The 14,452-nt window shown below is 69.2% G+C and carries 13 protein-coding genes and 1 tRNA gene; 3 read left to right on the forward strand and 11 right to left on the reverse strand.

Annotation, left to right across the window (positions count from 1 at the left end; translation table 11 throughout):
• Positions 1-14: 14 nt before the first annotated feature.
• Positions 15-1,829 carry a bifunctional metallophosphatase/5'-nucleotidase gene (locus tag ACIRQF_RS25085; protein WP_382483039.1) on the reverse strand — a complete coding sequence of 605 codons (1,815 nt, stop codon included), beginning with the start codon at positions 1,827-1,829 and terminating at the stop codon, positions 15-17.
• 125 nt (positions 1,830-1,954) lie between these two features.
• On the opposite strand from ACIRQF_RS25085, the gene ACIRQF_RS25090 reads away from it, so the two are divergent.
• Both ACIRQF_RS25090 and pyk read left to right on the forward strand, forming a co-directional pair.
• Positions 1,955-2,629, forward strand: coding sequence for an SIMPL domain-containing protein (locus tag ACIRQF_RS25090; RefSeq protein ID WP_376629562.1), 675 nt, complete (start codon positions 1,955-1,957; stop codon positions 2,627-2,629).
• A 146-nt stretch (positions 2,630-2,775) separates the two neighbouring features.
• Positions 2,776-4,206, forward strand: coding sequence for a pyruvate kinase (pyk, locus tag ACIRQF_RS25095; RefSeq protein ID WP_376629564.1), 1,431 nt, complete (start codon positions 2,776-2,778; stop codon positions 4,204-4,206).
• Positions 4,207-4,209: 3 nt separating this feature from the next.
• On the opposite strand, the gene ACIRQF_RS25100 is transcribed toward pyk, so the two are convergent.
• Complete coding sequence (locus ACIRQF_RS25100; protein WP_404095190.1) at positions 4,210-4,992, reverse strand: helix-turn-helix domain-containing protein; 783 nt, start codon at positions 4,990-4,992, stop codon at positions 4,210-4,212.
• Positions 4,993-5,101: 109 nt separating this feature from the next.
• Positions 5,102-5,175 (reverse strand) — tRNA-Leu (locus ACIRQF_RS25105).
• A 102-nt stretch (positions 5,176-5,277) separates the two neighbouring features.
• Here ACIRQF_RS25105 and ACIRQF_RS25110 point away from each other — a divergent pair.
• Complete coding sequence (locus ACIRQF_RS25110) at positions 5,278-5,940, forward strand: ANTAR domain-containing response regulator (protein WP_376629568.1); 663 nt, start codon at positions 5,278-5,280, stop codon at positions 5,938-5,940.
• Between the two features lie 177 nt (positions 5,941-6,117).
• Here the strand turns inward: ACIRQF_RS25110 and ACIRQF_RS25115 are convergent, their stop codons facing one another.
• The 8 genes from ACIRQF_RS25115 to ACIRQF_RS25150 form a co-directional block, all read right to left on the reverse strand.
• The gene (locus ACIRQF_RS25115; RefSeq protein WP_365341686.1) at positions 6,118-6,834 is read right to left on the reverse strand and encodes an ABC transporter ATP-binding protein; all 717 of its coding nucleotides are present in this window, start codon (positions 6,832-6,834) and stop codon (positions 6,118-6,120) included.
• Entirely contained in the window at positions 6,831-7,922 is a 1,092-nt protein-coding gene (locus ACIRQF_RS25120; RefSeq protein ID WP_404095486.1) for an ABC transporter ATP-binding protein, read from the reverse strand. The genes ACIRQF_RS25115 and ACIRQF_RS25120 overlap by 4 nt, the downstream gene beginning before the upstream one ends.
• Positions 7,923-7,927: 5 nt before the next feature.
• Entirely contained in the window at positions 7,928-9,688 is a 1,761-nt protein-coding gene (locus tag ACIRQF_RS25125) for a branched-chain amino acid ABC transporter permease (protein ID WP_376629570.1), read from the reverse strand.
• A 5-nt stretch (positions 9,689-9,693) separates the two neighbouring features.
• Complete coding sequence (locus tag ACIRQF_RS25130; protein ID WP_376629572.1) at positions 9,694-10,626, reverse strand: branched-chain amino acid ABC transporter permease; 933 nt, start codon at positions 10,624-10,626, stop codon at positions 9,694-9,696.
• Between the two features lie 116 nt (positions 10,627-10,742).
• A complete protein-coding gene (locus ACIRQF_RS25135) occupies positions 10,743-11,981 on the reverse strand; it encodes a branched-chain amino acid ABC transporter substrate-binding protein (protein WP_376629574.1) in 1,239 nt (412 codons plus the stop codon).
• A gap of 438 nt (positions 11,982-12,419) precedes the next feature.
• Positions 12,420-12,836: a hypothetical protein gene (locus ACIRQF_RS25140; protein ID WP_404095194.1), complete on the reverse strand. Its 417-nt coding sequence runs from the start codon at positions 12,834-12,836 to the stop codon at positions 12,420-12,422.
• Entirely contained in the window at positions 12,833-13,705 is an 873-nt protein-coding gene (locus tag ACIRQF_RS25145; RefSeq protein ID WP_404095196.1) for a trypsin-like serine protease, read from the reverse strand. Before ACIRQF_RS25145 ends, ACIRQF_RS25140 begins: the two co-directional genes overlap by 4 nt.
• Before the next feature lie 161 nt (positions 13,706-13,866).
• Entirely contained in the window at positions 13,867-14,376 is a 510-nt protein-coding gene (locus tag ACIRQF_RS25150; protein ID WP_376629580.1) for a PaaI family thioesterase, read from the reverse strand.
• Positions 14,377-14,452 lie beyond the last annotated feature (76 nt).

Consider the following 14,452-nt stretch of genomic DNA (forward strand, 5'->3'; position numbering starts at 1 on the left):
GCCACCCGTGACGACTAGAAGACCGGCACCCCGTCCCGGGTCAGCTTCCAGTCCACCGACGCGAACACGCCCGGGTCGATCGTCCCCTTCGCCTTCACCCACTGGATGATGGTGTTACGGATCTCGTCCGAGTTGGCCCACAGCTGCTGCGCCTTGGCGACGTGCGGGAACGCGCCGCCACCGCTGGCCCGGTAGTTGTTGACCGCGAGCACGAACTGCGCCGCCGGGTCGAGCGGCCTGCCCTGAAAGGTCAGGTTCACGATCCGCTGACCGGCCGGCTTGGCGATGTCGATGTCGTAGGCCAGGCCCGACACGGCGTCGTAGTTGTAGTCCGGCGTGTTCCCCGCGTTGGTGAGCTTCGCCGTGTCCACGGGAGCGCCCGCCGGGGTCTGGACGTAGTACCTCGCCGAGTACTCCAGGTAGTCCTTGAGCTGGGCGCCCGTCATCAGACGGGCCTCCAGGGTGTTCTCGAAGGGGTAGAGCCCGGCGGCGTCCTTGATGGAGACGGCGCCGGCCGGGATGCGGGCCGTGCGGGAGAAGCAGGAGGCCTGCGACAGCACCGGCAGGCTCCCGTACGCACCGCCCGCCAGGGCGGCCTTCACGGTCTCGGCCTGGACGACGTTGATCAGGTCGATGATCGGCTCGTCCTTCCACGGCGCGTCGGCCGTGGTCATGGCGGCGGTGGAGGTGCCGATGACCTGGTTGACGTACTCCACGACCTTCTTGTGCTCGTCCGCGAGCAGCCCGGTGATCTCCGGGTCCTCGGCCACCGTGTTCGAGTTCAGGACCGTCGCGCCGACCTTCTCGACGAGCCAGCGGCCCTTCTCCCACACCAGCTCGAAGTCGAAGAGGGTGAGACGCTGGCCCCACTTGAGCGGCTCGGACAGGACCACGTCCTTGCCCGTCGCCTTGTTCGTGACCCTGTACTCGGGGATCTCGGTGTGGGCGTGGCCGACCAGGATCGCGTCGATCCCCGGGACCTGCTCGGCGACGAGGCCGGCCGCGTTCTCGACGTACGGCAGCTGGTCACCGTACGAGGAGGTGCCGCTGGAGCCTGAGTGGGCCGACACGATCACCACGTCGGCACCCATGGAACGCAGCTTCGGCACCCACTTCGCCGCCTGCTCCTCCAGACCGGGGAAGACCATCTTGCCGGTGACGTTCGCCTTGTCCCAGATGGCGATGCCCGGGTTGGTCAGACCGAGCACGGCGACCTTGACGTCCCGGCCGTGCGGGGTGCACAGGCGGTGCATGCTGAACGGCGGGAAGGCCGGGCGCAGCGTCTTCGCGTCGAGCGCGTTGGCGCCGAGCAGCGGGAAGTCGCACTGCTGCTGGAACTTCCGCAGCACCGGGATGCCGTAGTTGAACTCGTGGTTGCCGAGCGCCGCGGCGTCGTAGCCGATGGCGTTCATGGCCTGGGCCATGGGGTGGACCGGGCCGCCGGCCTGGGTGATGGGGTCGACCTTGGCGTAGTAGTAGGACAGCTGGGTGCCCTGGATGGTGTCACCGGCGTCGATGAGCAGGGTGTTGCCCTCGCCCTTCGCGGCGCGCACCTGGTTGACCAGGGTGGAGATCTTGGCGAGGCCGACGTCGTTGTGGGCCTTGTCGTCGAACTCCTTGTCGGTGAAGTAGTCCCAGTTGAAGACGTTTCCGTGCAGGTCGGTGGTGCCCATCACGGTGAAGGCGTACCGCTTCCGCGGGTGCGGACGACCGGCGCCGGCGGGCGTCTGCTCGGCGGCCTCGGCGGGGGCGGTGACGGCCCCGGCGAGGGCCACACCGGCCCCGGCGGCGGCCGAGCGCTCCAGGAACGTCCTGCGGTTCAGCGGCATGAGTGTTTCTCCCCTTTTGTTCTGTGGCGCAGGCGCGTTCGTCGGCGCACAACGCGCGTAGATTCTGGCTCAGACCGCGCGGTCGCAACAGACCTTTCGAGTTACGGAGTGGGAAAGTGTTCGGTATGACGCAACAGCACCCCACCGCCGAGGCCCCCCAGGTGACGGTCCGCGGCGAGGGCCGCCTGGAAGTCGAACCGGAGCTCGCCCGGATCGGGATCGCGGTACGCGCCAGGGGCACCGACCGGGCCTCGGTCCTGGCCACCCTGACAGGCCGTAACGCCGAGGCGATCGCCCTCGTGAAGTCCTACGGCGAAGCCGTCGCCGCACTGGAGACCGGCGCCCTGTCCGTCACCCCCGAGCCGGCCCGGCACGGCCGCGGCGAGCGGGTACGCGGCTACCAGGGCTGGGTCCACCTGACCGCCGAGCTGACCGACTTCACCGCCCTCGGCGAGCTCGTCACCCGCCTCGCCGACCTCGAATGGACCCGCGTCGACGGCCCCTGGTGGGCACTGCGCCCGGACTCCCCGCAACACGCGGAGGCCCGCCGGCAGGCCGTACACGAGGCAGTGCGCCGCGCACGCGAATACGCCGAGGCGCTCGGCACCTCCCTGGCCGCGCTCCTCGAACTCTCCGACACCGGACTCACCCCCGGTATGCCCGCGCCCGCCGGCGGAATGCGCATGGCCTTCGCGGCAGAGACCGCGGAGGCGCCCGCCCCACTGGACCTGGAGCCCCAGCGCCAGACGGTCACCGCGGAGGTCGCCGCACGGTTCACCATGGCCCCGCCCGCCCTCTGAGACGAACGCCTTTTCGGCCCCGAATCCGCTCATCGGAGCAACCCGGCGCACAAATTCAAGACTTGTCAACAACCTTTCACGGAAAGGTTGTTGAGTAGTCATGCCCGGCCCCTTCGCTACCCACTGGTAAGGCCTAGGCTCGCCTTATGCGCCGAGCAAAAATCGTCTGTACTCTTGGGCCCGCCACCGAAACATACGACCAGATCAAGGCGTTGATCGAAGCCGGAATGGACGTGGCCCGCTTCAACCTCAGCCACGGCAGCTACATCGACCACGAAGTGCGCTACCAGCACGTCCGCAAAGCCGCCGAGGAAACCGGCCGCAGCGTCGGCGTCCTCGCCGACCTTCAAGGTCCGAAGATCCGCCTTGGCCGATTCCGCGAAGGCCCCGTACTCCTTGAACGCGGCGACACCTTCACCATCACCGTCGAACCGGTGGAAGGCGACCGCCACCACTGCGGCACCACCTACGCCGGCCTCGCCGACGACGTCACCACCGGCGAACGCATCCTCGTCGACGACGGCCGCGTCACCCTCGAGGTCACCTCCGTCGACGGACCCCGCGTGCACACCCGGGTCGTCGAAGGCGGCATGATCTCCGACAACAAGGGCCTCAACCTGCCCGGCGTCGCCGTCTCCGTCCCCGCCCTGTCCGAGAAGGACATCGACGACCTCCGCTGGGCCCTGCGCACCGGCGCCGACGTCATCGCCCTCTCCTTCGTCCGCAGCGGCCGCGACGTCGAGGACGTCCACCGGATCATGGCCGAGGAAGACCGCCGCGTCCCGGTCATCGCCAAGATCGAGAAGCCCCAGGCCGTCGAGAACATCGACGACATCGTCGCCGCCTTCGACGGCATCATGGTCGCCCGCGGCGACCTCGGCGTCGAAATGCCCCTCGAACAGGTGCCGATCGTCCAGAAGCGAGCCGTCAAGCTCGCCAAGCGCAACGCCAAACCGGTCATCGTCGCCACCCAGATGCTCGACTCGATGATCGACAACTCCCGGCCCACCCGCGCCGAGGCCTCCGACGTCGCCAACGCCGTCATCGACGGCACCGACGCCGTGATGCTCTCCGGCGAGACCAGCGTCGGCAAATACCCCATCGAGACCGTGCGCACCATGAGCCGCATCATCGAAGCGGCGGAAGAAGACATCCTCGCCAAGGGCCTCCCACCCCTCACCGAACGCAACAAGCCCCGCACCCAGGGCGGCGCCGTCGCCCGCGCCGCCGCCGAGATCGGCGACTTCCTCGAGGCCAAGTTCCTCGTCGCCTTCACCCAGTCCGGCGACACCGTCAAGCGCCTCTCCCGCTACCGCTCACCCATCCCGCTGCTCGCCTTCACCCCCGACCCGGCCACCCGCTCCCAGCTCAACCTCACCTGGGGCGTCGAGACCTTCCTCGGCCCGCACGTGGACTCCACCGACGCCATGGTCGCCCAGGTGGACGAGGAACTGCTGCGGATCGGGCGCTGCAAGAAGGGGGACATCGTCGTCATCACGGCGGGCTCACCCCCCGGCGTCGCGGGCTCCACCAACCTGGTCCGGGTCCACCACATCGGCGACCCGGTGGCCAACTGACACTCAGTGCTTCGGGCCGACGTGGAGCTCCATGAGGGCCACCGAGGCTCTGCGGGCGACGGAGATGTTGTACGGCTTGCCCGCGCGCGTACAGTGCCTCCACTCGACACCGAGCCCGTCGAGGGTGTCGGTGCAGAGGCGCCGGATGTCGTCGGAGACGTTGGTGAAGAAGTAGCGGACGTACTCGTACCGCTTCTTCTCCCCCCGTACGACACGAGTCGTCCAGTTGACGATGCGGCACCCGTCGGAATGGATCAGTCCGCGCACGAACTCCCACGGGTGCGCGTCCACGATCCGCTGCTGCCACGGCTTGAGCACGATGCGCCGCTCGTGCTTCTTGCCGGGGCCGTGCTGGGGGAAGAGGCACTTCCAGTGCCGACCGTAGCTGGTGACGGCGACGCACCCCCGCTTCTGGAGGACGCAGACGCTTCCTTCGGGGCGTACGGCCAGGATTGCCTCGCGGCACGCCTGGATCAGTCCGGGCCAGGCGTCTGTGCAGGCGATGCGAAGGTGGTGACCGCCTCGTGGGTGGTCGCTGATGCAGCCGTCGCCGAGGTAGAGGCCGAGCAGGTAGGCGTAGGCCGCCGTGTTTTCCGGCGCCCCCGGCACGGGACGGCACCGTGGGCAGGGCAGGGACTGTCCGTTCAGGCGACGGTGGGGCTCGAGCCGCCTCTGCCAGTCCCGTAACGCCGATCGCGAGATGCCGGTCCGCTTGCTCACCGAGTTGAGGCTCTGGCCTTGGGCGACGAGAGCGAGCGCTTGCCGGCGCGTTCCCAGGTCGTACATGTGCCCGAGTGTGGGAGCTTCGTCCGAGCGGCGTCGCGGAGATGGCCCGATGTCACGCGTGTGGGTGACGAACCATTATCGGATCGTGACCTTGGAAATAAAGGTAAAGTACCCCGGGTGGGATTCGAACCCACGCTGGATGGTGTTTGAGACCATTGCCTCTAACCGCTGGGCTACCGGGGCTTCCTTCGAAATGAAGGTTGGCGGTGACCCGCCGTGCTCCTACCTTACAGGAGGTAGGTAGGCTCATGGGGAGCAGTAGTTGCCCCGCAACGAGGAGCCCCCGTGACCGCCCCCGAGTCGCCCCAGCCCGACGCCGATGACGCTGCCGCGTCCCACGTCCCGCCGCTGACGACCCGTGTCGTCATCGCCGAGGACGAGGCCCTCATCCGTCTCGACCTCAAAGAGATGCTGGAGGAGGAGGGCTACACCGTCGTCGGCGAGGCCGGCGACGGCGCCACGGCCGTGGAGCTGGCCCGGGAGCACCGCCCCGACCTGGTCATCCTCGACGTGAAGATGCCCGTCCTCGACGGCATCTCGGCGGCCGAGAAGATCGCCGGCGAGTCCATCGCCCCGGTTCTTATGCTGACCGCCTTCTCCCAGCGAGAGCTCGTCGAGCGGGCCCGGGACGCCGGGGCCATGGCGTACCTGGTCAAGCCGTTCAGCAAGAGCGACGTGGTGCCGGCCATCGAGATGGCCGTGTCGCGTTTCGCCGAGCTGCGTGCCCTGGAGCAGGAGGTCGCCGACCTCTCCCAGCGCCTGGAGACCCGCAAGCTCGTCGACCGTGCGAAGTCGATCCTGCAGACGCAGTACGGTCTCACCGAGCCGGCCGCGTTCCGCTGGATCCAGAAGACCTCCATGGACCGCCGCATGTCGATGCAGCAGGTCGCCGAGGCGGTCATCGAGGACGCCGAGGAGAAGAAGGCCGCCAAGGCCAAGGAGCAGTAGGAGGCTCCGCCTCGGACCGAAGGCCCGTGCCCTACGGACCACGGCCTACGGACCACGGCCCCCGGGCGACGGCCTGCGGCTCTCGCCCGCGGCTCCGGTCCCCGGCCGCGGCCCACGGATACGGCGAAGGCCCGCCCCACGACAGTGTGGGGCGGGCCTTCTGCTTGCGGGGGAGGGTTACTCCTCGCCGAGGTACGTCTTGCGCACCTCGTCGTCGTGGAGCAGGTCCTGGCCCGTGCCGGACAGCTTGATCTTGCCGACCTCGAGCACGTAGGCCTGGTCCGCGAGCGAGAGCGCGGCCTGCGCGTTCTGCTCGATGAGCAGGATCGTCATGCCCTCGGACTTCAGCGTCGAGATGGTCTCCATGATCTTCTGCATCATGATCGGGGAGAGGCCCATCGACGGCTCGTCCAGCATCAGCAGCTTGGGCTGGGACATGAGCGCCCGGCCCATGGCCAGCATCTGCTGCTCACCGCCGGAGAGGGTGCCCGCGGCCTGCTTGCGACGCTCGCCCAGGATCGGGAACAGGTCGTAGGCCTTCTGGATGTCCCGCTCGATGCCGTCCTTGTCCTTGCGGAGGAAGGCGCCCAGCTGGAGGTTCTCGGCGATGGTGAGCCGGGGGAAGATGTGCCGGCCCTCGGGGGAGTGGGCGAGGCCCAGGGAGACGACCTTGTGGGCCGGGATGCCGTTGAGCGCCTGGCCGTCGAAGCTGATCTTGCCCGAGGTGGGCTTGATCAGTCCCGAGAGGGTCCGGAGGGTCGTGGTCTTGCCGGCGCCGTTGGTGCCGATCAGGGCGACGACCTGGCCGGCCTCGACGGAGAAGGAGATGCCCTTGACGGCCTCGATCTTGCCGTAGGCGACCCTGAGGTCCTCGACCTCCAGAAGTGCGGTCACTTGGAGTCTCCTTCGGTGGTGCTGTCCGCTTCCTCGGAAGCGGGGGTCGCGGCCGCCTCGGCCGGGGCCTCGGGCTCGCCCTCGCCCTCGGTGTCGGCGTCGGCCGTCGCCTCGGGCTCGGCGTCGGCGTCTGCCGTGGCCTCGGGCTCGGCGTCCGCGTCAGCCGCGGCCTCAGGCTCGGCCTCCGCGTCGGCAGCGGCCTCGGCCTCGGCCGTGGCCCCGGCCGCCTCGGCGTGGGCCTCCGCGGCCTCCACCTCGGCGAGCTCCTCCGCGCCCGGCGCGTCCTCGTACGGCGTGCCCAGGTACGCGGCCACGACGCGCTCGTCGCCCTGGACGACCTCGGCGGTGCCCTCGACGAGCTTCTCGCCCTGGACGAGTACGGCCACCCGGTCGCACAGCTTGAAGATGAACTTCATGTCGTGCTCGATGACCAGGACCGCGATGCCGCGGTCGCGGATCGCGAAGACGAGCTCCTCGGTGGTGCGCGTCTCGCTCTGGTTCATGCCGGCCGTCGGCTCGTCGAGGAGCAGCAGGCCGGGGTCGCTGGCGAGTGCGCGGGCGATCTCCAGCTTGCGCTGCTCGCCGTACGGCAGGTTGCGCGCGAGGTGCTCGGCCTTGCCGGCCAGGCCGACGAACTCCAGGAGTTCCATGGCCCGGTCGCGGGAGGCGGCTTCGGCCTTCTTGAAGCCGGGGCCGCGCAGGAGCGCGGACCACAGGCCCTCCTTGGTCCGGGTGTGGCGTCCGACGAGGACGTTCTCCAGGACCGTCATGTTGGAGAAGAGGCGGATGTTCTGGAAGGTGCGGGCGATGCCGGCCTGGGTGACCAGGTGCGGCTTCGGCGGCAGGACCGTTCCCTTGTAGCTGACCTGGCCCTCGGTCGGGACGTACAGACCGGTCAGGCAGTTGAAGAAGGTGGTCTTGCCGGCGCCGTTCGGGCCGATGAGGCCGACGATCTCGCCCTCGCGGACGGTCAGGTCGACGTCGCGGACGGCGGTGAGGCCGCCGAAGCGCATCGTGACACCGCTCGCCTCGAGGACGGTGGCGGCCGTGGCCGTCGTGGTGGTGCCGGTTTCGGTGGTGGTCGTCATGGCGTTCACGCCCCCGCCTTCGCCGTGCCGGTGTCCGACTCCGCTTCCGCGGGCTGTCGTTGCTCCGGTACGGCGACCTGGTCGTCGTTCTCGTGGAATTCCAGCTTGGCCCGCTTGTTGGCGATGAGGCCCTCGGGGCGGAAGCGCATCAGCAGGATCAGGGCGATGCCGAAGCCGAGCAGCTGGTAGTCCTGGAGGAACGAGAGCTTGGCCGGGATCAGGAAGAGCAGGGCGGAGCCGACGATGGGGCCGGAGATGGTGCCCATGCCGCCGAGGATGACCGCCGCCAGCAGGAACGCGGAGTTCGGCGGGACGGGGCCGGCGAACACGTAGTTCTCCGGGACCACGGTGGTGTTGACGTGCGCCTGCACGGTGCCCGCGAGGCCGGCCAGGGCGGCGCCGAGGGCGAAGGCGACGAGCTTGACGCGGAAGCCGTTGATGCCCATGGCGGTGGCGGCGGTCTCGTCCTCGCGGATCGCGACCCACGCGCGGCCGATGCGGCTGTTGCCGGCCCGGGAGAAGACGACCACGACCAGCGCCATGATGAAGATCATGAGCAGGTAGTAGTTGGCGTAGGCGCCGAGCTCGACACCGAGGACGGTGTGGGACTCGCCGAAGTTGTAGCCGAAGAACTCCAGCTGCGGGATGTTCGGGATGCCGTTGGGGCCGTTGGTGATCTGCGGGCCGGAGGTGCCGTCGAGGTTGCCCATGGCGATGCGGAAGATCTCTCCGAAGCCGAGGGTCACGATGGCGAGGTAGTCGCCGCGCAGTCGCAGGGTCGGGGCGCCGATGACGACACCGAAGACCAGCGAGGCTGCCATGCCGGTGAGGGCGGCGGCCCAGAAGGGGAACTGGACTCCGAAGGCGGAGGAGGTGGCGCCGGAGACCAGGGCCGCGGTGTAGGCGCCCACGCCGAGGAAGGCGACGTAACCGAGGTCGAGCAGACCCGCGAGGCCGACGACGATGTTCAGGCCGAGGGCGACGGTCGCGAAGATCAGGATGTTGACCGCGATCAGCGTGTAGGTGTCGCCGCTCTGCTGGATGAACGGGAAGGCGATCGCCATGACCAGGCTGGCGGTGACCGTCACCTGGCGGTTGCGTGCGGTGATCTGCGAAAGGCGGGCGGTGAGGCCGGACTTGACCAGCGCGGTGGCCGCGAAGGCGACCAGGATCAGGTAGGCGATGAAGAGCTGCGGCTCGGAGTCGTCGGTGTCGATGCCGAAGGTGACCACGAAGAGGCCCAGGGCGAAGACGGCGACGATGATCAGGACCTCGGCCCAGGACGCCAGCTGCTTCGCGGGGGCGGCCTTGCGGGTGTCGTCGGGCAGCTTGTACGCGGCGACGGCCGGTACGGCGGCGGCGAGGACGGCGATGCCGGCGCCGGGCTCCAGGTCCACCAGGGCACCGAGCTCGACGATGATCGAGAGCGCGGTGAACAGGGTGGTGGCGAACGTGCCCAGGGCCAGGATCCACAGGGCCTTGCGGGAGCCGGTCGGCGTGAGCCAGCCGAGGCCCTTCACGCCGAGCGCGGAGAGCGCGTACAGCCCGGTGAGGACGGCTCCGACCAGCGTGAGCAGCTGGAGCGGGGCGGGGTTGCCGTAGATCGTGAGGTTGCCGGGGAAGGCGGTGGTCCACGTCCAGGCGAGGAAGGTGGAGGCGGCGGTCGCGACGGAGCCGGCGACGGCGGTCCACAGGAGCCCGGTGGGGGCGCCGGAGGCGGTGGCCACGGTTGCGGTGGCCTCGGTGGTGAGGGTGTTCTCGCTCATGGTGCTCACGCCCTGTCCGCGACGCGCTCGCCCAGCAGGCCCTGTGGCCTGACGAGGAGTACGAGGATGAGGAGGACGAAGGCCCACACGTTGGACCAGGCACCGCCGCCGAGCTGCTGCATGCCGGGGATGTCCTCGATGTAGGCGATCGAGAGGGACTCGGCGATGCCGAGGACGACGCCGCCGACCATGGCGCCGTAGATGTTGCCGATGCCGCCGAGGACGGCCGCGGTGAAGGCCTTGAGGCCGAGGATGAAGCCCATCTCGAAGTTGATCTGGCCCTTGTCGAGGCCGTAGGCGACGGCGGCGACGGCGGCGAACGCGGCACCGATGGCGAAGGCCATGACGATGATGCGGTCGGTGTTGATGCCCATCAGCTTCGCGGTGTCCGGGTCCTGCGCGGTGGCCTGCATGGCGCGGCCGCTGCGGCTCTTCGAGACGAAGATGCCGAGGGCGAGCATGCACAGAGGGGCCAGGGCGAGCACGAAGGCGTCGGCGCGCTGGATCTGGAGGCTTTCGGTGATCTTGAAGGCTTCGCCCTTGAACTCGGGGAAGCTGACGGCCTTCTTGGCGTCGGGGTAGAACTGCCACACGAGCTGCTGCAGCGCGATGGACAGGCCGATCGCGGTGATCAGCGGGGCGAGCCGGGGCGCGTTGCGCAGCGGCCGGTAGGCGAACCGCTCGGCGGCGGTGGCGACGGCCACGGAGGCGATCGCGCCGCCGACGATCATGAGCGGTATCGCCACCAGCAGGGACGTTCCGCTCGGAAGAGCGGTGTAGGTGGTGAGGGCACCGAAGCCCCCGATCATGAAGATCTCGCCGTGGGCGAAGTTGATGAGCTGGACGATGCCGTAGACCATGGTGTACCCGATGGCGATGAGACCGTAAAGGGCACCCAGGGCAAGGCCGTTGGCCAGCTGTTGCGGCAGTTCGTTCACCGCAGGCCTCCGATGAGCTTGTCGGATAAGACTCCGCGCGAGGGCGCTGTTTGCGCCCTCGCGCGGCTGTGGATCAGGTGGTGCGGGGCTCCCGGCTCAGGGCCGGGGCGGTGTGCTTACTGGTTGAAGGTGTCGCTCTTGACGTCGACCCACTTGCCGCCCTGGACCTTGTAGACCGTGAGCTGCTTGTTGGTGGTGTCGCCGTACTCGTCGAAGGAGACCTTGCCGGTCACACCGTCGAAGGAGACCTTGCCCAGGGCCTCGGTGACCTTGGCGCGGGCGTCGGTCGGCACCTTGCCGCCGTTGGCGGCGACGACGGCCTTGACGGCCTGGATGATCGCCCAGCCGGCGTCGTAGGAGTAGCCGCCGTAGGCCGCGTACGGGTCCTTGTAGCCGCCGGCGTTGTAGTCCGCGATGAACTTCTTGGCGGTGTCGAGCTTCTCGACCGGGTAGCCGATCGAGGTGGCGAGGTCGCCCTCGTTGGCCTCGCCGGAGGCGCTGATGAACGCCGGGTCGTAGATGCCGTCGCCACCCATGACCGGAACCTTGGCGCCGGTCTTCTTGATCTGGTCGGAGAGCAGGCCGCCCTCGGGGTACTGGCCGCCGAAGTAGACGGAGTCGGCGCCGGTGCCCTTGACCTTGTCGGCGGTGGAGGAGAAGTCGGTCTCCTTCACGGTGACGTGGTCGGTGCCGACGACCTGGCCGCCGAGGCGCTTGAACTCGTCGGTGAAGATCGCCGCGAGGCCGGCGCCGTAGGTCTGCTTGTCGTCGACGACGAAGACCTTCTTCTTGCCGGCGTCCTTGAAGAGGTACTGGGCGGCGAACTTGCCCTGGACCACGTCGGTGGCGGCGGTACGGAAGTAGGTCTTGAAGGGGCGCTTGAACTCGCCCTTGCCCCAGTTGTCACCCTGCGAGAGGGAGGGGTTCGTGTTGGCGGGGGAGACCTGCGCCAGGTTGGCGGCGGCGAAGACACCCTGCATCTGCTGCGAGACGCCGGAGTTCAGCGGGCCGACGACACCGACGACGTCCTTGTTGCCGACCAGCTTGGTGGCGTTGGCCTGGCCGGAGGCCGGGACGGCCTGGTCGTCGAGGGCCTCGATCTTGAAGGTGACGCCCGGGACTTCCTTGTTCTTGTTGGCGGTCTGGACCGCCAGGTCCACGGAGTTCTTGATGCCCTGGCCCAGAGCGGAGAGCGAGCCGGTCAGCGGGGCGTCCACACCGATCACGACGGTCGTGCCGCCGCCGGCGTTGTCGCCGCCGCCGTTGCCCTTGTCGTCGCGCGAACCGCAGGCGGTGAGGGTGAGCGCTCCCGTGGTGAGCACGCTGGTCAGGATGAGCAAAGAACGGTGTCGCACGAAAAATCCTTTCCCTGGCGCGGCCCCCTCAAGCTGAGGCGGTGCCGTGAAGCTGTGTAGCTAGAGGTGCCGTTTTCGATGCCGGGCCGTACTGGTGGAGCAGGGCCGTGCAGAGGAAGCGCCCGGCGGCGCGGTAACTGGCCGTGACTCTAGGCGCAGCCGGGGAAGGTCGGGGAGCGCCCAGGTCAGGATGTGACTGTCTTGTTATGCCGACGGGGGGAACCGGTGTGCAGGCCATGGGCAAACTGGGACATATGGGTCTGTAGTTCGGTGTTCACATAGTGAGAACGCCCAGTTCCGCTAAGGGGCTTGGGTAGATCTTGGTCCTGACGACCCCCTCGGAAGGCTCTCCGGATATCGGACACTTGCCTCATTGCCAGCGGACGGAGGAGTCGGCCGGGGTGCGCCGCTCCGACATTGCGGGGTTGTTACGCAGTGTTACGGCGAGGATGGCCGGTATCCGCTGGTGGGAACTCCCTGTTCGCTGGGCGGGCGCCAGTTCTCCGAGCTGCCGGTCGCTCCCTTCGCCGCCTCGCAGCGCCGCCGCGTCTCCCGGTCGGTCAGCGCGAAGGCGGCCTCGCGTCCGTCGCGCCGCTCCTCCGCCCGTGCCGCGACCAGCACCTCGTCATGGATCTCGTACTGCTCGTTGGACATGCCCTTCTGCTCCCAGTCGAGCCCCGCCCATTTGCTGCCCCTCAGGGCCTCTTTCACCCAGTACGAGACGAGATCGGTGCACACGTCGGCCGGAGTGCTCGCACGGGGAGCGGGGGCCCGTGGTGCCTCCCCGCACCCGGTGGTCAGGAAGGCGACCGTGAGGAGAACGGCCCCGCCCACCCCGATTCGCTTGCATATCACGGGAGTTGGACGTACGCCCGGAGGAAGTCGCGGGCACCCGGCGTATCCAGCCGGTACACCACGTTGGTCGCGTAACAGGGTGTGTCCCCGGTGATCGTGGTCGCCACCAGGGTGAACCGCCCGTCGACGGTCGCGAAGTTCGGCCCGCCCGAATCCCCGTAACAGGCACCGCCGTTGCCCTGCGACGCGGTCATGCCGAGCCGGACCCACGAAGGGTTCAGCGCGTGGAACGTGACGGGCGCCTTCATCCGCACACCGCCCCCGGGATGCGTGTGTCCGCCGGGCCCTCGGTGCGCCTCCTCGGTGCCGTATCCGGCGACGAGGAAGCCGGTGTCGTTCAGCCCCCGGGGGCCCAGCGCGTCCAGCGCGCCCGCCTTCGGCAGCGAGGCCGGCGTGAAGGCCCAGCGCTCCGCGATCTTCGCGGCGGGCAGTTCGATCACGGAGATGTCGTGCCGGTCGGAGGCGGGCCCCGGATACGCGGGGTGACTGTGGGCGGAGCCCTCGACCGCCACGGCCCGGGCCACGGTGTCGGGCCGCCCCGGATGCGCGGCGGCGGCCCGGTCGAGCTCCCCCTGCACGTCCTGGTCGAGCGACACGAAGAAACGCACGTTCTCCGGCCAGTCCGTCGTGCAGTGCGCCGCGGTCAGGAAGGTGTCGGCATCGATCATGGTGCCGGAGCAGACCCAGTCCACCCGGTCCGGTGTCCCGGGATCGGCGTCGTCGTCCCAGGTCGCGATCAGGGCGCCCACCTCGGTGCGCTCGGGCGCGGGGGCTGCGTTGTACGAGTTGATCGCCGCGGACGGCATCGCGGTGGCGAGCACGGCGGCGCAGGCGGCGGCGACCAGGATGGTGGCGCGTGGCGCGGTCACGGAATTCCCCTCGCTGTCAGGAGTGGAACGCCAGTGAACAGGTTGCCCTCCAGGGCGGCAAGAGCCCTGGAGGAAAAGGGAGTTGGGAGTGCCGGATGCGGCGGACGGGCACCCGGGCCCCGCGCGCCCACGGGGTCGGCGGGCCCGGCCGCCGGGCGGTCTCAGGCGCCGGCGCCCTCGGCCCGGCCCGCGGCCGGCAGGTTGTCCGCGTCCTTCGCGCCGATCTCCCTCAGCATGCAGGTCAGCCGCGCCGAGCAGACCCGCTTGTCCTGCTCGTCCGTGATCACGATCTCGTAGGTGGCCGTGGAGCGGCCGCGGTGCACCGGCGTGGCGACGCCGGTCACCAGGCCGCTGCGCGCGCCCCGGTGGTGCGTGCAGTTCAGGTCCACGCCCACGGCGATCTTGGACACTCCGCCGTGCAGCATCGAGCCGATCGACCCCAGGGTCTCGGCGAGCACCGCCGAGGCGCCGCCGTGCAGCAGACCGTACGGCTGGGTGTTGCCCTCCACCGGCATCGTGCCGACCACCCGGTCCGCCGACGCCTCGAGGATCTGGACGCCCATCCGGTTCCCCAGGTGTCCGGCCGAGAAGAGGGCCGGCAGGTCCACACCGAGCGAGGCGTACTCGTCGATGACCTCCTGCGGGAACTTCACATGCTGCTGCTCACCCATGGCGCGGCTCCGTTCGTCTTCGTACGGCTGCTGATCACTGTCTACCGCCACCCCGCACCCACGCGCCACCGAGGTG

Source organism: Streptomyces sp. NPDC101191 (genome assembly GCF_044767915.1).
In the GTDB taxonomy this organism is placed as follows: Bacteria; Actinomycetota; Actinomycetes; order Streptomycetales; family Streptomycetaceae; genus Streptomyces.

Excerpts from the sequence above, each read along its gene's own strand:
- pyk (WP_376629564.1), top strand. The coding sequence starts at position 2,776 with ATGCGCCGAGCAAAAATCGTCTGTACTCTTGGGCCCGCCACCGAAACA.
- ACIRQF_RS25085 (WP_382483039.1), bottom strand. The coding sequence starts at position 1,829 with ATGCCGCTGAACCGCAGGACGTTCCTGGAGCGCTCGGCCGCCGCCGGG.
- ACIRQF_RS25150 (WP_376629580.1), bottom strand. The coding sequence starts at position 14,376 with ATGGGTGAGCAGCAGCATGTGAAGTTCCCGCAGGAGGTCATCGACGAG.
- ACIRQF_RS25125 (WP_376629570.1), bottom strand. The coding sequence starts at position 9,688 with ATGAGCGAGAACACCCTCACCACCGAGGCCACCGCAACCGTGGCCACC.
- ACIRQF_RS25100 (WP_404095190.1), bottom strand. The coding sequence starts at position 4,992 with ATGTACGACCTGGGAACGCGCCGGCAAGCGCTCGCTCTCGTCGCCCAA.
- ACIRQF_RS25090 (WP_376629562.1), top strand. The coding sequence starts at position 1,955 with ATGACGCAACAGCACCCCACCGCCGAGGCCCCCCAGGTGACGGTCCGC.
- ACIRQF_RS25120 (WP_404095486.1), bottom strand. The coding sequence starts at position 7,922 with ATGACGACCACCACCGAAACCGGCACCACCACGACGGCCACGGCCGCC.